17 protein-coding genes are annotated in these 17,224 nt (G+C 63.5%); 6 read left to right on the top strand and 11 right to left on the bottom strand.

Translation table 11 applies throughout. The features are described 5' to 3' along the window. The first annotated feature begins 1 nt into the window (after window position 1). The 3 genes from KIT10_03550 to KIT10_03540 are packed head-to-tail and all read left to right on the top strand — an operon-like array spanning window position 2 to window position 2,660. Window positions 2–1,645, top strand: a complete 1,644-nt coding sequence (locus tag KIT10_03550) for a S8 family peptidase (protein ID MCW5898323.1) — start codon at window positions 2–4, stop codon at window positions 1,643–1,645. Continuing rightward, on the top strand, window positions 1,639–2,241 hold the full coding sequence (gene aat / locus KIT10_03545; protein MCW5898322.1) for a leucyl/phenylalanyl-tRNA--protein transferase: 603 nt from the start codon (window positions 1,639–1,641) through the stop codon (window positions 2,239–2,241). Before KIT10_03550 ends, aat begins: the two co-directional genes overlap by 7 nt. Continuing rightward, a complete protein-coding gene (locus KIT10_03540) occupies window positions 2,238–2,660 on the top strand; it encodes a DUF2141 domain-containing protein (protein MCW5898321.1) in 423 nt (140 codons plus the stop codon). The genes aat and KIT10_03540 overlap by 4 nt, the downstream gene beginning before the upstream one ends. Window positions 2,661–2,665: 5 nt before the next feature. Here KIT10_03540 and KIT10_03535 read toward each other — a convergent pair whose 3' ends face one another. From KIT10_03535 to KIT10_03485, 11 genes are all read right to left on the bottom strand, one after another. Further along, window positions 2,666–3,343: a hypothetical protein gene (locus KIT10_03535; GenBank protein ID MCW5898320.1), complete on the bottom strand. Its 678-nt coding sequence runs from the start codon at window positions 3,341–3,343 to the stop codon at window positions 2,666–2,668. Window positions 3,344–3,347: 4 nt separating this feature from the next. Continuing rightward, on the bottom strand, window positions 3,348–4,370 hold the full coding sequence (locus tag KIT10_03530; protein ID MCW5898319.1) for a CBS domain-containing protein: 1,023 nt from the start codon (window positions 4,368–4,370) through the stop codon (window positions 3,348–3,350). 65 nt (window positions 4,371–4,435) lie between these two features. Next, window positions 4,436–5,290 carry a 3-deoxy-8-phosphooctulonate synthase gene (gene kdsA, locus KIT10_03525; protein MCW5898318.1) on the bottom strand — a complete coding sequence of 285 codons (855 nt, stop codon included), beginning with the start codon at window positions 5,288–5,290 and terminating at the stop codon, window positions 4,436–4,438. A gap of 53 nt (window positions 5,291–5,343) precedes the next feature. Then, window positions 5,344–5,949: a fumarylacetoacetate hydrolase family protein gene (locus tag KIT10_03520; GenBank protein MCW5898317.1), complete on the bottom strand. Its 606-nt coding sequence runs from the start codon at window positions 5,947–5,949 to the stop codon at window positions 5,344–5,346. A gap of 90 nt (window positions 5,950–6,039) precedes the next feature. Next, window positions 6,040–6,813 carry a 3'-5' exonuclease gene (locus KIT10_03515; protein MCW5898316.1) on the bottom strand — a complete coding sequence of 258 codons (774 nt, stop codon included), beginning with the start codon at window positions 6,811–6,813 and terminating at the stop codon, window positions 6,040–6,042. Between the two features lie 69 nt (window positions 6,814–6,882). Continuing rightward, window positions 6,883–9,078 (bottom strand): PD40 domain-containing protein, encoded by a 2,196-nt coding sequence (locus tag KIT10_03510; protein MCW5898315.1) that lies wholly within the window; start codon window positions 9,076–9,078, stop codon window positions 6,883–6,885. 61 nt (window positions 9,079–9,139) lie between these two features. Beyond that, complete coding sequence (locus tag KIT10_03505) at window positions 9,140–10,474, bottom strand: 2-oxo acid dehydrogenase subunit E2 (protein MCW5898314.1); 1,335 nt, start codon at window positions 10,472–10,474, stop codon at window positions 9,140–9,142. Window positions 10,475–10,555: 81 nt separating this feature from the next. Next, window positions 10,556–12,463, bottom strand: a complete 1,908-nt coding sequence (locus tag KIT10_03500; GenBank protein MCW5898313.1) for a glycosyltransferase — start codon at window positions 12,461–12,463, stop codon at window positions 10,556–10,558. Window positions 12,464–12,480: 17 nt separating this feature from the next. After that, entirely contained in the window at window positions 12,481–13,098 is a 618-nt protein-coding gene (gene recR, locus KIT10_03495; protein MCW5898312.1) for a recombination mediator RecR, read from the bottom strand. Between the two features lie 33 nt (window positions 13,099–13,131). Continuing rightward, complete coding sequence (locus tag KIT10_03490) at window positions 13,132–13,959, bottom strand: sulfotransferase (GenBank protein MCW5898311.1); 828 nt, start codon at window positions 13,957–13,959, stop codon at window positions 13,132–13,134. Window positions 13,960–14,013: 54 nt separating this feature from the next. Further along, window positions 14,014–14,772, bottom strand: a complete 759-nt coding sequence (locus KIT10_03485) for a DUF2490 domain-containing protein (protein MCW5898310.1) — start codon at window positions 14,770–14,772, stop codon at window positions 14,014–14,016. Between the two features lie 68 nt (window positions 14,773–14,840). Between KIT10_03485 and KIT10_03480 the strand changes: the two genes are divergently transcribed. The 3 genes from KIT10_03480 (at window position 14,841) to rpmB (ending at window position 17,212) form a co-directional block, all read left to right on the top strand. Further along, window positions 14,841–15,422, top strand: coding sequence for a tRNA-(ms[2]io[6]A)-hydroxylase (locus KIT10_03480; protein MCW5898309.1), 582 nt, complete (start codon window positions 14,841–14,843; stop codon window positions 15,420–15,422). Between the two features lie 120 nt (window positions 15,423–15,542). Next, on the top strand, window positions 15,543–16,829 hold the full coding sequence (locus tag KIT10_03475; protein ID MCW5898308.1) for a CinA family nicotinamide mononucleotide deamidase-related protein: 1,287 nt from the start codon (window positions 15,543–15,545) through the stop codon (window positions 16,827–16,829). 143 nt (window positions 16,830–16,972) lie between these two features. Beyond that, window positions 16,973–17,212 (top strand): 50S ribosomal protein L28, encoded by a 240-nt coding sequence (gene rpmB / locus KIT10_03470; GenBank protein ID MCW5898307.1) that lies wholly within the window; start codon window positions 16,973–16,975, stop codon window positions 17,210–17,212. Window positions 17,213–17,224 lie beyond the last annotated feature (12 nt).

The raw sequence follows: 17,224 nt of genomic DNA, 5'->3' as shown, positions 1-17,224 counted from the left end.
CATGCGCCGTATCGTTTCGCTCCTGTTCATCGGTTCGTTCGCCGCGCAAGCCGCCGCGCAGACGGCACCCGACACCTGGCTGGTATCGTTCACGGACAAGGACAACACACCATACAGCCTTTCGGATCCCAGCGCATTCCTCAGCGAGCGTGCCATCCAGCGCAGACAGGCGCAGGGCATCTCCTTGGATGCCTTGGACCTGCCGGTGGATCCCGCCTACATCGCCCAGGTGCTGGCCCAGGGCGATGTGCAGCTGGTGAACCGCAGCAAATGGTTCAACACCATCACCATCCGCACCACCGACGAGGATGCGCTGGTGGCCATCGCCGCGCTCCCCTTCGTCAGTGGCATGCGGGGCGCGCGCTCCGCGACCGTTCCATCGCCGCCCATCGAGAAGTTCGGACCCATGCCGGGCGCGGGTCCGCGTGGTGGCGATGAAGAGGAGTATGGCGCGTCCTTCCACCAGGTGGCGATGATGAACGGTCAACTGCTGCACGGCTTGGAGGCCAGGGGCGAGGGCATGGTCATAGGGGTGCTCGATTCAGGATTCCTTGGCGTGGATGTGCTCCCCGGATTCGAGAGCCTTCGCCAACGTGAAGGCATCCTCTTCACACGCGACATGGCCGAACACGATGGCGACGTGTACCTGGACCATTGGCATGGCCGAAGCGTGCTTTCGTGCATGGCCGTGGAAATGCCGGGCGTGTACATGGGCACCGCACCACGCGCCGACTACGTGCTGCTGCGTACCGAAGTGGCGGCCATGGAATATGTGGTGGAGGAGGACCACTGGGCAAGCGGGGCCGAGTTGTGCGACAGCTTGGGGGTGGACATCATCAACACCTCGCTGGGCTACACCACTTTTGACGACCCGGAACAGGACCATTCGTACGAGGACCTCGATGGCGTCACGACGCGCATCAGCATGGCCAGTGGCATCGCGGCCAGCAGGGGCATGATCCCAGTGACCAGCGCTGGCAACCAGGGCGCCAGTGACTGGTACCACATCAGCGCCCCGGCGGACGCCATCGGCATACTCGCGGTGGGGGCCGTCAACGCCGACGGCGATCCCGCCTGGTTCAGCGGCCATGGACCCAGTGCCGACGGCCGTGTGAAGCCCGATGTCGCCGCCATGGGGCAGGGCACTTTGGCACTCGGCATCGATGGCCTGGAGGTGCAACCGCTCAACGGCACCTCCTTTTCAGCGCCCTTGGTGGCGGGCCTGGTGGCATGCCTGTGGCAATTGCATCCGCAGCGCACCGCCACCGATATCATGGAGGCCGTCCGTCAGAGCGCCTCGCACTACAATGACCCCCAGCCGCAGCTGGGCCATGGCATCCCGGACTTCATGTCCGCCCATGCATGGCTCACACTCACCACGCAGTCCACACCTGTTGCGGCCACGGACCTGGCGGTTTTCCCGAACCCATTCCACGATCGGATCACCATCATAGCGACCGGCCTGCAGGGCTTGGTGCACATTGAGTTGTTCGATGCCTTGGGCCGCTGCGCGTGGCGGAAGGACGCCATGGCCGATGGTGTGATCACCGTCGGGGACCTTGATCGGCTGGCTCCTGGGTCATTCGTGCTACGCTTGAGGCACGAAGGATCTTCCATGACCCGCACTTTGGTCAAGACATGGTGAGAGTTCGCGACAACGTGCCTCTCATTCCGGTGGAGACCTTGATGAGCGCCTATACCAGCGGAAGATTCCCCATGTGCCATGAGGACGGCGAACTCTACTGGCACGATCCCGACCCGCGCGCCATTTTCCCCTTGGACCAGTTGAGGCCCAATGCCCGCCTGCTGCGGCATATCCGCAAGGCCGGCTTCCGGACCACGGTGGACCTCGACTTTTCCGGCGTAATGCGGGCATGCGCCGGGAGGCCGGACACCTGGATCGACGACCGGATCATCGCCTCCTATGCTGCGTTGCACCAGGCAGGCCACGCGCATGCCGTGGAGACCTGGCTCGGCGACCGGCTGGTGGGTGGCGTCTATGGCGTGTCCATCGGGCAGGCCTTCTTCGGCGAGAGCATGTTCTCGCTCGTGCCGAACGCCGGCACCGCGGCCTTCTTCGCGCTGGTTCGCCTTCTTCGCGACAGGGGGTGTCTGCTGTTCGACACGCAGTACATCAACGACCATACGGCTCGCCTGGGCGCCACCGAAGTGCCGCGCAGCACCTTTAGGCGGATGCTTGCCAAGGCTGTCCAAACACCAGCGCCAGCATGGCCCGCATGAAAAGGGCACTACTTGTTGTTGTGGCATCCATCGCGGCGGCTACAAGCATGATGGCGCAGCATGAAGTGCAGGTGCTGGTGCGGCTCTCCAGGCCTGATGCGGGTGGATCGGTCCTCGTGGCCTTGTGTCCGGACAAGGCTTCATTCACGAATGACCTAGGTTGTCTTCTCAAAAAAGCGGGCGCCGATGGGCCTGAGGTGCGTGTCACCTTCACCGGCGTCAACGCGGGAGATCATGCGGTGAAGGTCTTCCACGATGTGGACGGCAATGGCAAGTTGGACACGAACTGGATGGGCATGCCGCGCGAGTCCTATGGATTCAGCAGGGACGCCATGGGATCCTTCGGGCCGCCCACCTGGGAACAGGCGCGTGTACCCGTGCGCCAGGCCACGGTGTTGCACGTGCGCCTGAGGAACTGAAACATTCAACGGTCCTGCCACACCACTTCCGTGGTGATGGCGGCGCGCTCCTGCAGATAGCTCCTGTACGTGGCGCTGAAGGTGATGCGGTGTTCCAGGATCTCGCCCGGCCGGCCGGTGAGCCCCACCATCAGTTCGCAAACCTCCCGCAGGCCATGCCCACCACCACTGTGGTGGGTCAGCAGGTCGGCATCGCCACTGGCCACCACATGGTTCTCCAACAATGGGCTGCTGCGGCGTTTCACCAGTACGCGGAAGCCGCATTGCCGTGCCACGGGAATGTCCAGCACATCATCGAAGAAGAAGGCCACGTGCCGCGCGTCCAACTGGTGCTTGGCCAGGAAGGCTTCAAAGGCTTCGGGTTTGTGCGTGAAGCCCATGTAAATGCCGTCGAGGTGCTCCCGCTTCGCGAAACGCTCCGCGATGGGGTTGCGCTGGCCGGTGATGATGGCGCACGGCAGCATCTTCTGCGCACGGTGCCACATGGTGAAGCGGAGCAGATTCAGGCCCATGCTGTCCACTTCACTGAAGGGACTGCCGCCGTCCTGGTCCTTCCAGCCGTCGTTGAACACACCGTCCCAGTCCAGCAGCAGCGCCCGGATCTGGCCGAGCTGGCGCTGCAGGGCCTCCGGCGGGCGCAGGAAACGGGTGCCCAGGTTCGCAAAGGCTTTCAGGTAGTCCATGGGCCTATCCGGCGATGGCCTTCATCAGGTCCTGGATGTCCAGCATGCCGAGTTGTTTGCCGTTCTCGCTCACGCTCAACGTGTCCACCTTGTGTTCCTTGAAGGCCTTCTGCGCTTCATCCAGCAGAGCTTCCGGGCTGATGGTGAATGGCGCATTGAACTTCAGGGCGCTGAGCTTCTTCGCGAGGAACTTGTTGCCCTCCTTTTCGATGCCGCGCCTCAGGCCGCCATCGGTGAAGACGCCGACGTTCCTGCCCTTGGCGTCCACTACCATCACCGCACCAAAGCCGTGTCTGGTCATTTCCACCAAGGCCTGGCTCACGGTGGCGCTGTCCTTCACGATGGGGTTGCTGCGCGAAAGCACGTCCTTCACCTTCATGGTGATCAGGCGCGTGTCCACATAGAACTGCTTGGTGCCGATGGCGGTGAAGTGGTTGTCGGTGAGCTGCTTCATCAGCTTCCAGGGCACGGTGATCGTGTGTACGCCGAGCTCCACCGCGTTGCGCATGTGCTCCACGGTGCGCACGCTGCTGAACATGATCTTGGTGTCGTAGCCGTAGTAGTTCACCGCGCGCACGCACTGCTCCACCAAGGCGAGGGCGTCGTGGCCCTGGTCCTGGAGGCGGCCCACCAGCGGGCATACATAGGAGGCCCCGGCCTGCATGGCCATGTAGGCCTGCTGGATGGTGTAGACCAGATGGACGTTCACCATGATGCCCTCATTGCGCAGCATGCGGCAGGCGCGCAGCCCCTCCAGGCTCACAGGGATCTTGAAGACGGTGGTGTCCTTCTTCAGGCCCATCTTCAACTGGCGCTTGGCCTCTTTCACCACTTCCTCGGCGGTCTCGCCCAATGCCTCCACCTGCAGGATGGGGACCTTCTTCGCCAGGTCCAGGATCATCTTGTCGATGTTCGTGACGCCGCCACGGTGCATGAAGGTGGGCGTGGTGGTAAGACCGGTGAGGAAGCCGAGCTTGAAGGCTTCGTCGATCTCCTTGATGTCGGCGCTGTCGAGGTAGAGTTCCATGGTGGGTGTGTGGGCCGCAGAGGCGCAGAGGCGCGGAGAATGCGGTTGGGTTGTTCTTGGGTTTCTCAGCGACTCTGCGTCTCTGCGGCTTTTTCCCGATGCTTCACTTCCACCGCGTGGATCTCGAGCAAGGGCTTGAGGAATTCTTCCAGGTCGTACACGCAGAGCTGGCTGGCGGCATCGCAGAGGGCCTTGCCGGGATCGGGGTGGGTCTCAATGAAGACGCCATCGACACCAGCGGCCACGCCGGCGCGGGCGATGGTGGGCATCACATCACGGTTGCCGCCGCGCGGGTCGGCGCTGGGGATGCCGTACTTGCGGATGCTGTGCGTGATGTCGAAGACCAGCGGGTAGCCGGTCTTGCGCATGTGGTAGAAGGCGCGCGGGTCCACCACCAGGTCGTTGTAACCGAAGGTGTAACCGCGCTCGGTGAGGATGATCTTGCTGTTGCCCACGCTCTCGCACTTCTTGGCCGGGTTGATCATGTTCTCCGGTGCCAGGAACTGGGCGTGCTTCAGGTTGATGACGGCGCCGGTCTTCGCGGCCTCGGTCACCAGGGTGGTCTGCATCACCAGGTAGGCGGGTATCTGCAGCACATCGCACACCTCGGCGGCGGGCTTGGCCTGGCTGGGGTAGTGGATGTCGGTAAGGATGGGGAAGCCGAAGTCCTTCTTGATGCGCGCGAGCACCTTCAAGCCTTCCTCCAGCCCGGGTCCTTGGTAGAAATCAGCACTGCTGCGGTTGTCCTTGGTAAAGCTGCTCTTGAAGATCAAGGGCACCTTCATGCGCTGGCTCACCTCCTTGAGCTTCTCGGCGGTACGCAGCATCACATCCTCGGTCTCGATCACACAGGGGCCGCTGATGAGGAAGAGCTGCTCGCTGCCGCAAGCGATGTTGCCGACGTTGACGATCCGGGTCATGATCTTCCTTGCAAGTTCGCTGCTGCGAACAAGGACGCAAAGGTATCCGTCCCTCAGGAAGCGGGCCCCTCCACGTCCAATTCGAAGGAGAGCTCCCCGGTGAGGTAGCCCTCCAGCCGGTCGCCGGGAGCCAACGGACCCACGCCGGCCGGTGTGCCGGTGAAGAGCAGGTCGCCGGTTTGCAGCGCCATATAGCGTTCCACATGGTCGATGAGCGTGGCCACATCGAAGATCATTTGACCGCTATGGCCGCTTTGCACCATGTGGCCATTACGCTTCAACATGAACTCCAGGTGATGCCCGGCTGGAAAGGACTCCACCGCCAGGAAGGTGTCCGCCACGTAGGCCGATCCATCGAAGGCCTTGGCCTTCTCCCAGGGCAGGCCCTTGGACTTGAGCTCCTGCTGCAGATCGCGCGCGGTCAGGTCGAGTCCGATGGTCACCTGGTCGGCGATGGCTTTGCCATTGCGCCGCGCGATGCGATACACCAGTTCCAACTCGTGATGCACGTCGCGGCTGAAGGCGGGCAGGCGGATCGGGCCGGCTGCGTGGATGAGCGCGGTGATGGGCTTGAGGAAGACGACCGGCTCGTCGGGCACCGCGTTGCCAAGCTCGCGGGCGTGTTCGCCATAGTTGCGGCCGATGCAGACGATCTTCATCACGGAAGTTGGAGATCAGAACGGTTGGAGGTTGGATGTTGGGCCACAGGGTTGGAATTGCTTGTGGGATCGATCACAGCTCCGGCCCGATCATGCCTTGATGTCCGCCAGCGCGCCGCGCATCACGGCGAGCGTGGTGGCCGGCAATTCGGCCTTGGTCATTAGCCATTGCAAGTAGCCGGGATCGTTGCGGCCGATGTTCTCCAGGCTCCAACCCCGGTATTTGCCGAATGCGAGACAGATCTGGCCACGGTCGTCGAAGGCGAGTTTGCCTGCTGGGTCCGGGCTGCGTTGGCGGTCGCCGCTGAGTTCACCGAGATGGTCCACGGTGCCCTGCAGCCGGTCCGGGTAGCGGTCCAATTGGGCCAGCAACACGTCTGCGGTGGCCTCCACATCCGCCAGCGCGTCGTGCGCGCCATCGTGTTCCCGGCCGCAATAGAAGCGAAGGGCGGCGCTCAGGTCGCGCGGCTCCATGCGGTGGAAGATGCGCTGCACGTCCACCACGCGCACGCTGGCATGGTCCCAGGCCACACCCACGCGGTGCAACTCCTCGGCGAGCATGGGAATGTCGAAGCGCAGCACATTGAACCCGCCCAGGTCGCAACCGGCGATGCGTTCCAGTACCTCGGCGGCCACCGCCTCCAGCGGCGGAGCGAAGGCCACGTCAAGATCGGTGATGCCATGCACTGCGCTGGCTTCGGGTGGAATGGGGATGCCCGGGTTGATGAGCGTCTGGTAGCTGTCGCGTGCGCCTTCGGGCAGCAGGCGCACGATGCCGATCTGCACGATGCGGTCCTGGCCGATGCGTGTGCCGGTGGTCTCCAGGTCGAAGAAGGCGAGGGGGCGTGTGAGGGTGAGTGGCATGACACGAAGGTCTGTAAAGCAGCGACCCCGGCACCAGCCGGGGTCGCATGATCTTTCCACGATCGGCGCCTACCGCACCTTGAGTTTCACGTACTGGAACTTGCCGTACTTCTCGGTATCCTGGTAGTCGCCCACATAGCGCGGACCCTGCACCAGGTTGTTCACCGCCTCGAGCATCAGCTTGTTGGGGTCGAGTCCGCGGGCGGAGACGGCCTCCACCAAGCGCTTGCGGGCATCTTCCATTCGCTGTCGGCTCAGATTCTCGTTGGTGCCGAAGGTGCGGGTGGGCACCTTGGAAGCGCTGCCCTCGATCACCACACGCGCCTGGCCGTTCTTCTCGATCAAGCCCGCCACAATGTCCATGAATTGTTTCCAGCGCGCCTCGCCCTGGTCGATATCCTTGACGTTGTAAGCGTAATACTTGCTGTACTCGTCGGCGTAGCTGGCGTCCGGGGTCACATGCCCCACGCCGGTATCCTTGATCTGCGCGTCGGTCTTCGGATCGGGCTTCGTAGCCGGCTTGGTCACGAGAACACCTGGCTCTTTGCCGCCAGGAGGCGATCCCTTGGGCAGATCCACGATGCTGGCCGGGCCACCCAGCGATACCGGGTTGAGGTAGATCTCCTTGTTGATCTCCTGGTAGGCCGTCTCGCATTCCACGAAGATGTCCTCGGTGTGGACGGTCTTGTCGTTCACGCGGTAGTCCAGGTTGTACTCGCGGCAGGGCGGCAGGATGGCCACATAGACCCCATCACGTTGGCGGGGCTTGTAGGACTTCACCTCGCCGGTGGTCTTGTCCGTCACGTACAGGATGGTGGAGGGCGGCAGGTCCTCGCCGGGCGGCGGGATGATGAAGCCCTTGAGTACTGTGAGACCCTCGGCCTCCATCTCGGTGGGCAGGTCCACGAAGTAGATGTCCTTCTCACCGAAGCCGCCCATCTGGTCGGAGCTGAAGTAGCCACGGCGGCCATCAGCGGTGGTGATGAAAAAGACGTCATCGTCCACCGTGTTCAGCGGGTAGCCCAGGTTCTTGGGCTTGGACCAGGTACCGTCCTCGCCGAGTTCGGTCATGAATATGTCGAAGCCGCCCATGGAGTTGTGGCCCATGGAGCTGAAGTACATGGTGCGTCCATTGGGGTGGATGAACACGCCGTCCTCGTCGTACTTGGTGTTCACCATGCCGCCGAGGTTCTGCGCCTTGCTCCATTCTCCGCCGGGCAGCTTTACCACGCGGTAGATGTCGCGACCGCCGTAGCCGCCTTTCCGGTCGCTGATGAAATAGAAGGTGTTGCCATCGGCGGTGAGGGCGCCGTGCGTTTCCCAGGCCTTGGTGTTGATGTCGCTGCCCATGAGCACGGGGTCGCTCCACAATTCACCGATCAGCTTGCTTTCGTAAAGGTTGCCATCGCCACCGTCGTCGCGGTAGATGAAGAGTATCTGACCATCGGCCGAGACGTTCACCGTGGCCAGGTGGCCGGCACCGGCGGGGTTGATGTTGAGCAGTTCGGGTGACTGCCACACGCCGTCCCGGTCCTTGTAGCTCACATAGATGTTCTCGAAGGGCAGGCCGGCAATGGCATCTAGCACGTTCAGGTTGCTGCTGTCCGGGCGGATACGGCGGGAGGTGTAGAAGAGCGCGTTGCCATCCACGGAAAGCACGGGGCTGAAGTCCGGGTGGTCGCCATTGATCACGGGGCCGACGTTGGAAACGGCGTAAGGCAGGGGCGTGGCGCGCAAGGTGCGGGCGTTGGCCGTCATTTCCAATCCGCGCGTGGCCTGGTCGTGAAGGAAATGCTTGCCGTCCACCTCGCCTTTGAAACGTGCGTAGTGCTCGTCGGCCTTGTCGAACTCGTTGTTCAGATGGTAGGCGCGGCCCAGGTAGTACTCCACCTCCACCGGGCAATTGCGCTCGCGGGCATCGAAGGGGTCATAGCCGCTGGTATTGAACGAACCGTAGCCTCCCGCCTTGCGCAGGTCGGAGGCCTTTTTCAGGTGGGGCAGGGCCTTCGCGCGCTGGTTGTAGGAGTTGAAATAGGAAAGGCCGAGCTTGTAGTTCAGGTTGGCGTTGTCCGGGTCCTGTTCCAATAGTTTGGCCCAGACCTCGGCGGCCTGGTTGTAGAACTTCTCCTCCATGAGCTTGTTGCCCTCTTCGAAGTTCCAGTTGAAGGAGGCGTTGTCGCCCTGGGCTTGTACCAGGAGTGCGCAGGTGAGGGCGAGCATGCCCAGGAGCGATCGTCCGAAGAGCTTGAATGGCAGCGTTCTCATGTGTGTACCGGAGTTGCCGGGCGGCGGATAAATGTAGACTTTTCCTCGAAGGGGAACAGCGTCAGAAAGCGCGGTCGATCGTCCACGCCTCCAGGATGTCGGCCACGCGGCGAACGAAGCGGCCGCCCAGTGCCCCGTCCACCACACGGTGATCATAGCTGTGGGAGAGGAACATCATGTGCCGAATGCCGATCATGTCGCCCTGTGGGGTCTCGATGACCGCAGGCTTCTTGCGGATGGCGCCTGTGGCCATGATGGCCACCTGGGGCTGGTTGATCACCGGCGTGCCCAGCACATTGCCGAAGGTACCCACGTTGGTCACCGTATAGGTGCCGCCGGTGATCTCATCGGGTTGGAGCTTGCCGATGCGGGCGCGGTTGGCGAGGTCGTTCACGCGTTTGGCCAGCCCGGTGAGGTTCAGCTGGTCGGCCTGTTTGATCACCGGCACGATGAGGTTGCCGTTGGGCATCGCCGCCGCCATGCCGATGTTGATGTCGCGCTTGCGGATGATGTTGTAGCCGTCCACCTGCACATTCACCATGGGCATCTCCTTGATGGCCTCCACGATGGCCAGGATGAAGACCGGCGTGAAGGTGAGCTTCTCGCCCTCGCGCTTCTCGAATTCCTTCTTCACGCGTTCGCGCCAAAGCACCAGGTTGGTCACATCGGCTTCCACGAAGCTGGTGACATGCGGGCTGGTCCGCTTGCTCATCACCATGTGGTCGGCGATGAGGCGGCGCATGCGGTCCATTTCGATGATCTCATCCCCCTGTGCGGGAACGAGGGCGGGTGCCGCAGCGGGTGCGGGGGGTGGGGCGAGACCAGGGGCTGGCGGGGAGGCGGGCGCACTGGGTTTCACGGTGCCACGGCCAGGCAGGTAGTCCAATACGTCCTTCTTGGTCACACGGCCACCCTGTCCACTGCCAGCGATGGCCTCCAACTCCTCCAGGCTGATGCCTTCGCTCTTGGCGATGTTGCGCACCAAGGGGCTGTAGAACTTGCCGCTGGGCCCGGAACGGCCCACGGGTGTGCCGCCTGTCGTGGCCATGGGTGTGGGGGTGGGGGCCGCATGGCCGTTGCCGGCCATCACGGGTGCCGGTGCGGTTGGCACCTCGGTCCTCACCGGGGCGGTGGCCTGTGGTGCGGCGCTGTCGCCCTCGGCGCCGAGCATGGCGATGGCCTGGCCCACCTTCACCACGTCGCCCTCATTCACCAGGCGCTTCACCAGCACCCCCGCCTCGGGTGCGGGAACCTCGCTGTCCACCTTGTCGGTGGCGATCTCCACAATGGGCTCATCGGCCTCCACGCGGTCGCCCTCGTTCTTCAGCCATTTGATGATCGTGGCCTCGGCCACGCTTTCGCCCATTTTGGGCAGGAGGATCTCCAACTGCGGCATGTTCCGTTCTGGCCCCGGAAGGGCCCGGCCAAAAGTAACCACCACCCTCCAAGTGGGGCCAGTTGATGAAAGCCCCGTCGATCAGGCTGAACCGATCCTGCGCCAGCTTCTGAGGATCAGCGCCAGATCGCCCCACACACTGTAGTCCTTGGCGTAGGTGGCATTCACCCGGGCCGTTACCATCGGGTCCCCGGCGTATCCGCCTGGCATGGGGTCGATGATCCCAGGGCGCAGGGGGGGCAGTCGGAGACCGGCCGGCAAGGGCAGCTTGTAACCCACCCAACTGCGCCCTCCGCGCAGCACTTCCCAAGCATTTGAGGCCCAGCGTGCGGGGCGTTCCACGAAGGGCGCGGCGAAAGGCCAGACCAGCAAAGCGGCGCCAGCCACCAGCACGTCCAGGATCCGCTTCATGCGCCGCGCGGTCGGTCCGGTGAGGGCATGGTCGTCCAGCACGTACAGGTCGTTCAGACTTTCCAGGGTGCTCGGGCCGATGATGTAGGACAGGTCGGGCTGCGCGATCTTCATCTCCACCCCCAGGTCGCGTGCGCGTTCCATGTGCGCGATGATCGACCGCCAGGGAAGATCGTGGGCACAGAAGACCACTTCCCCCACACGGCGCCGGCGGACGCGTTGGCGCAACCGGTCCGGGTCCCGCTCCAGTTCGGCCGGTGTGGTCACGCCGGTCCAGCCCAGTCCGAAATGGGTCTGCCAAAGCAGGGCCAGCGCCTTGCGGGCCTGCTCTTCGGAACCGACGGCCAGCACACGTTCCCTTTCCTTGTGGCGCAGGCCATAGCCTTTGAGCCGCAATGCGTGCAGCATCCAGCGCACGGTGAGCATCACCAGGGCGGTCCAGGCGGTGAGGGAGGCGATGGGGAGCAGGTCACTGGGCCCATGGGTAGTGGACAACAGGGCGATGGCGGCGATGCCGAGCAGCGTGGCCAGGCCAACGACCGGCGCCAGCACACGCAACGGCCGGTCATACGCGCCGAAGAGCGCGATCCAGCCCACTACGCCCAATGCCAGACCCAGGTCCAGACCCACTTCCGTGATCATGGGCCATCGCTCGGGCACCAGGGGCGACAAGGCGAGGACCAAGAGCACGGCGAGGAGGTCCAGCACGGGCAGCAAGGTGCGGTTCAGGAACCGCACCGCTATGGCGCCTGCGGCACTGAGATAAATGCTGCCGTTGATCAACAGCGGGAAGATGCCCGCACTCTGCCGGGTGAAGTGTTTCTGGGCGAAGATGGCCATGGCATTGTAGAACACGAACACGTAGTTCACACTGCTCTTCTTGGTGCTCTCGCCCTTGTAATGGATGATGCGCGCCTCGGGGAAATACCAGTTCTCGTATCCGCCCAGGGTGATGCGGTAGCTGAGGTCGATGTCCTCGCCGTACATGAAGAAGCTCTCGTCCAGCAGTCCCACCTCCTCCAAGGTCTTGCGGCGCAGGAACATGCAGGCTCCGGACAGGATCTCGATGGGTGCAGCCTCATTTTCCGGCAGATGGCCCATGTGGTAGCGGCCGAACACCCTGCTGCGTGGGAAGAGACGCGTGAGGCCGATGATCTTGAAGAAGGCCACCTGTGGGGTGGGGAGGCCGCGTTTGCTTTCCGGCAGGAAGCGACCGGTGCCATCGATCATCTTCACCCCCAGGCCGCCCACCCGCGGCCGTTCATCCAGAAAGGCGGTGGTCAAGGCGAAGACGTCCTCGCCCACCACGGTGTCGGGGTTCAGCAGCAGCACATAGTCGCCCTGTGCGGCGCGTATGGCCTGGTTGTTCGCCCGGCTGAATCCGACGTTGATCGTATTGGCGATGAGCTTCACCTGCGGGAACTTGGCGCGCACCATCTCCACGCTGCCGTCGTTGCTCTGGTTGTCCACCACGAACACCTCGCCATCGATCCCCTGCATGGCCGTGAACACCGTTCGCAGGCATTGCTCCAGGTAGGCGCGCACGTTGTAGTTGACGATGATGACGGAGAGCTTCATGCGTTGCGGCGGCGTACTCAATTATGGGTGACGTGGGCGTATGGCTTGCGGTCCTCGATGCTGCGCCCCAGAGTGAGCTCATCGGCCTGGTCCAGATCGCCGCCCACACTGATGCCGCGCGCCAGGGTGGTGATGCGTACGCCAAGGTCCTTCAGCCTGCGGTCCAGGTAGAACGCGGTGGTGTCGCCTTCCAAGGTGGCGCGCAGGGCCAGGATCACCTCGCCTACGCCACCTTCCGCGATCCGCTCCTGCAGGCGCTCGGTGGTGAGGTCCTCCGGCCCGATGCTGTCCAGCGGGCTGATGACCCCGCCCAGTACATGGTAGAGGCCCTTGTAGCGTCGCGTGTTCTCAATGGCCATCACATCGCGGATGTCCTCTACCACACAGACCAGGCTCCTGTCCCGCGCGGGATCGCGGCAGATGGCGCAGCGCGGTTCGTCGCTGATGTTGCAACATTCCGTGCAGGGGCGCAGACCCTCGCGCATGCGGCGGATGGCTTCCGTGAAACGCAATACCTCCTGGGGTTCGCGGCGCAACAGGTCCAGCGCCAGGCGCATGGCGGTGCGGCGCCCGATACCGGGCAGAGTGGCGATCTGGTCCACCGCCTGTTCCAGCAATGCCGAGGAGAGTGTCATTGGCGCTAAGGTAGCGGTGGGCCGGGGCGGCGATCAGCCATCCTGCCGCTTCCAGTGTCGCAGGTCCCGCCCCATCAGCACCGCCAAGGCGTCGATCTCCACGCTCAGTTGGTCCACGATCAGGCGCCTGAGGTGGGGCGGCACGGCGGGCTTGCTGGCGAAGGCACGCCTGCGGTTGTCCGTGAGCGATCGCCACCATGCCGGCGACAATTTCCGCAAGGCACGAAGTACCAGGCCGGGATGGTCCCAACGGTGATGGACCTTGCCGCCTCCCACCGAAACGTTCAAGCGGCGTCCATCAGGTGGAGGGAAACCACCCGGATCAATGCCCAGATGTTCGGCCACGCGTTGGAGTGTGCCATGCGCATCGGCCTCCAATTCGGCCAGGTCCAGGACCAGCACCGCATCCCGGCCGAAGCGGCGAATGAAGGGCCCGATCTGCGTGGCGTACCGGGTGGCGTCCAGGTGCAGTCGGTTCGCGATGATCTCCTGTTCCAGCTGCAGGTCGGTGTAGCCGCGCTCGAAGGCGTGCATCCAACTGCTCAGCACGCGTTGCACGGGGTCGCGCACCAGATAGATCAGTCGCATATCCGGGTTGTGCGCGTACAGGTCGCCCGCGATATCCGGGTTGCGTAGCGGATGGAAGGTGTAGGAGGTGCTCGCCTCGAAAAGGAGAGCGCCCTCACGCTTCGGAAAAAGGGCCTCGTAGCGTGGCCATTCCTTGCGCCAGTCCTTCGCGGTGCTGAAGAAGTGCGGCTCCTTGGTGCTGCAACCCACCAGCCGTGGGTGCACGGCCATCAGGTCGAACAAGGTGGTGGTGCCGCATTTCTGCGCACCCAGGATGATGGCGTGGACCTTCATGCGGCTGGAATGACCGGTGTGCAAAGTAGCATGGGTGCGGGCGCAGCGTATGCTTCAGCCACCATGCGGCAGCGGCGGCGGCTTTTCTTCATCGGGCCGCTTGAACCGGTGTCGCACATCGATGGTATGGAGGAGCCAAAGCGTGATGCCATGGTTGTATCGCATGCCACCGGCGGTCTGGGGTATCATCCGGACATGATATCCGCCGAGCAAGGTGTACCGCTTGTGGGTGAAGCCCATCAGCAGATACAAGCGGTTCTGGTCAACGCCGTCACGCACCTCGCGTCCCGTGTTGTAGAGCAGTTCGTCCATCAGGTTCAGATGCAGCACATCGCCATTGGCCATGGTGCGCAGGTCGCGGCGCACGCGGGCCATCAGGCGCAGGCGGTGGTTGAAACCATGATCGTCGAGCACCACGCCGTCCCCCAGGCGCTGCCTGAACCTGGCGTCGTAGCGGAAGCGCAACTGCCCGGCCCACCGCTCGCCCAGGCGTGTCTGGCCCAGCACCTGGCCCCAAGGCCGGTATTCGCCACGCACCAGTTCGGAAGTGAAGGATGTGGAGGTCCACACCCACCCGAAACCGCCCACCGCCTGCCAATGCGCGGTGGGTTTCCACACCACGCCATATCGCGCCACGGCGAAAGCTTCCGGCACCCCATGGTAGTCCTGCCAAACGGACCATTTCTCCGCCACGCGGATGGTGCCGATGTAGCCCGCCCACAGCTCCCCGTGATGCGTATCGTACTGGGCCGTTGCGGTGCAGGTGACCATCACCAAGCAGACGGGGTTGAAGGCGATGTGATACCGGGACACGCGGCCAAGATCGTACGCGCATCGGGCCGGTATGCTGACATTTGCCAGCCCAATACTTCCGGACCAGCATGCTCGGCCTACAGCTTCCCACCGATCCCCGCTGGTCCGCACTGGTGCGCAACGATCTGCCCGAATTGCTCACCGACCACGCCTGGTGCGAGCAAAAGGCCGCCAGCAACGCCATCAGCATGATCGTGCGCTACCCGGGGTTGAGCGACCTGGTCTCCGAACTGACGCGTATCGCCCAGGAGGAACTGGAGCATTTCCGCCAGGTGGTGGAGAAGATCCACGCGCGTGGCTGGACCCTGGGCCCTGAACGGAAGGACCACTATGTGAACGAACTGATGGCCTTTGTGCGCAAGGATGGTACGCAGGAGGAACGCCTGGTGGATCGCCTGCTCTTCAGCGCCATGATCGAGGCCCGCAGTTGTGAGCGATTCAAGATGCTCGCCGAGGAATGTGACGACCCCGAACTGCGCGCGTTCTACCGCGAACTGATGATCAGTGAGGCCGGCCACTACACCACCTTCATCGGTTTCGCGCGCATCCATGGCGGCAGGGTGGATGTGGATGCGCGCTGGAAAGCCTTCCTTGCCTATGAGGCCGAGGTCGTTTCACGCTACGGCAAGACACCCACCATGCATGGTTGAAGAAGCCGAAGTCGTGGCATTGGAGGTTGGAGGTCGTTGCGACTTCCGACCGCTTCAGCGGCCTCTATCATCGCTTCCTGTCCAACCCCTCAGTTCGCCAACGATCAATTTCACCGCTACGTGCCCACCGAAGTAACAGCCACCATCCTCTCCATCGGTGATGAGTTGCTGATCGGGCAGACCGTGAACACCAATGCGGCCTGGATCGGCGAACAACTGTCGCTCATCGGCATCCGGCCGCGCCGGGTGCTGGCCATCAGCGATGAACGGGAGGAGATATTGGACGCCCTGCGTGGGGCGGGAACCGATGTGGTGCTGATCACCGGAGGGCTGGGGCCCACCAAGGACGATATCACCAAGCGGGTGCTGTGCGAATTCTTCGGCACCGGTCTGAAGCGCCATCCCCACATCGAGGCACGCATCGCGGCCTTTTTCCAGAGCATTGGCCGGGAACCCCTGGAAGTTAACCTGGCGCAGGCCGACCTGCCGGAGAACTGCACGGTGGTCCCCAACGACCATGGCACCGCCAGTGGCATGTGGTTCCAGCACCAGGGGCGTGTGTACGTGAGCATGCCGGGTGTGCCCTACGAGATGAAGGCGATGATGGAGCGGCACATCCTGCCCGAGCTGAAGCGTGTGCTGGCGCCTCCGGCCATCGTACACCGTACTATTCTGACGACCGGGCTGGGTGAGAGCCACCTGGCACAGCGCATCGCGGCTTGGGAAGAGAGTCTGGCGGCCGACGCGATCAAACTGGCCTACCTGCCCAGCCCCGGGCTGGTGAAACTGCGCCTGAGCACCTATGCCAGCCAGGACCCCGCAGGTGCCCGGACCCGGGTGGACCGCAAGGCCGATCAGCTCTACCGTCTCATTCCGGAACTGATCTTCGGAGAAGGGGAGGAACGACTGGAGCAGGTGACAGGTCGGCTATTGAAAGAGCGGGGGGACAGCTTGGCGGTGGCCGAGAGTTGCACGGGCGGCTATGTCGGGCACCTGATCACCAGCGTACCTGGCAGCTCGGCCTATTTCGTCGGCGGGTTGGTGAGTTATGCCAATGCGGTGAAGATGGAGGAACTGGGCATACCGGCCGATATGCTCGAGCTCGAGGGCGCTGTAAGCCGGCCCGTGGTTGAACGGATGGCCTTGGGCGTGCGCAATGCCCTGCACACCACCTGGAGCATCGCCCTCAGCGGTGTGGCCGGCCCGGATGGCGGAACCCCGGAGAAGCCCGTGGGTACCGTCTGGATCGCCGTGGCCGGTCCTGAGGGCGTTCGCAGCCACGTGGGCCTCTTCCCGGGCACCCGCGATCTGGTGATCAAACGCAGCGCCCTGGCCGCCCTGAACATGCTGCGCCGTGCCCTGCTGGACAGACCCCTGGCCAAGCCGATGGTGGACGAGAATCTATGATCGCTGCTGGAGGTTGGCAGGTGGAGGGCCCCGATGCCTATCGGGGGGAGGTTGACCGGGGGGGCAACATCAACCTTCAACTTCCAACCTCCTCAACTTCCGACGAAAACCCTACATTTGCCGCCCCGTTATCCAAGAAAGCCATGTCCAAGGTCTGCCAGATCACCGGCAAGCACGTCATCACCGGCAACAAGGTCTCCCACTCCAACCGGAAGACCCGCCGCACCTTCGCCCCCAACCTCCAGGACCGGAAGTACTTCGTTCCCGAGGAAAAGAAGTGGGTGACCCTGCGCGTGAGCGCCGCAGGCATGCGCACGATCGACAAGATCGGCATCGCCGCCGCCCTGAAACAGGCCAAGGCCAAGGGCTATTTGAACGCCTGACCCCGAACACCG

It is taken from the genome of Flavobacteriales bacterium (assembly GCA_026129465.1).
Classification (GTDB): domain Bacteria; phylum Bacteroidota; class Bacteroidia; order Flavobacteriales_F; family PHOS-HE28; genus PHOS-HE28.
The sequence above is the reverse complement of the archived record's forward strand: the minus strand, read 5'-3'. Positions and strand labels throughout refer to the sequence as shown.

Excerpts from the sequence above, each read along its gene's own strand:
- KIT10_03550 (MCW5898323.1), top strand. The coding sequence starts at position 2 with ATGCGCCGTATCGTTTCGCTCCTGTTCATCGGTTCGTTCGCCGCGCAA.
- aat (MCW5898322.1), top strand. The coding sequence starts at position 1,639 with ATGGTGAGAGTTCGCGACAACGTGCCTCTCATTCCGGTGGAGACCTTG.
- KIT10_03540 (MCW5898321.1), top strand. The coding sequence starts at position 2,238 with ATGAAAAGGGCACTACTTGTTGTTGTGGCATCCATCGCGGCGGCTACA.
- KIT10_03535 (MCW5898320.1), bottom strand. The coding sequence starts at position 3,343 with ATGGACTACCTGAAAGCCTTTGCGAACCTGGGCACCCGTTTCCTGCGC.
- KIT10_03530 (MCW5898319.1), bottom strand. The coding sequence starts at position 4,370 with ATGGAACTCTACCTCGACAGCGCCGACATCAAGGAGATCGACGAAGCC.
- kdsA (MCW5898318.1), bottom strand. The coding sequence starts at position 5,290 with ATGACCCGGATCGTCAACGTCGGCAACATCGCTTGCGGCAGCGAGCAG.
- KIT10_03520 (MCW5898317.1), bottom strand. The coding sequence starts at position 5,949 with ATGAAGATCGTCTGCATCGGCCGCAACTATGGCGAACACGCCCGCGAG.
- KIT10_03515 (MCW5898316.1), bottom strand. The coding sequence starts at position 6,813 with ATGCCACTCACCCTCACACGCCCCCTCGCCTTCTTCGACCTGGAGACC.
- KIT10_03510 (MCW5898315.1), bottom strand. The coding sequence starts at position 9,078 with ATGAGAACGCTGCCATTCAAGCTCTTCGGACGATCGCTCCTGGGCATG.
- KIT10_03505 (MCW5898314.1), bottom strand. The coding sequence starts at position 10,474 with ATGCCGCAGTTGGAGATCCTCCTGCCCAAAATGGGCGAAAGCGTGGCC.
- KIT10_03500 (MCW5898313.1), bottom strand. The coding sequence starts at position 12,463 with ATGAAGCTCTCCGTCATCATCGTCAACTACAACGTGCGCGCCTACCTG.
- recR (MCW5898312.1), bottom strand. The coding sequence starts at position 13,098 with ATGACACTCTCCTCGGCATTGCTGGAACAGGCGGTGGACCAGATCGCC.
- KIT10_03490 (MCW5898311.1), bottom strand. The coding sequence starts at position 13,959 with ATGAAGGTCCACGCCATCATCCTGGGTGCGCAGAAATGCGGCACCACC.
- KIT10_03480 (MCW5898309.1), top strand. The coding sequence starts at position 14,841 with ATGCTCGGCCTACAGCTTCCCACCGATCCCCGCTGGTCCGCACTGGTG.
- rpmB (MCW5898307.1), top strand. The coding sequence starts at position 16,973 with ATGTCCAAGGTCTGCCAGATCACCGGCAAGCACGTCATCACCGGCAAC.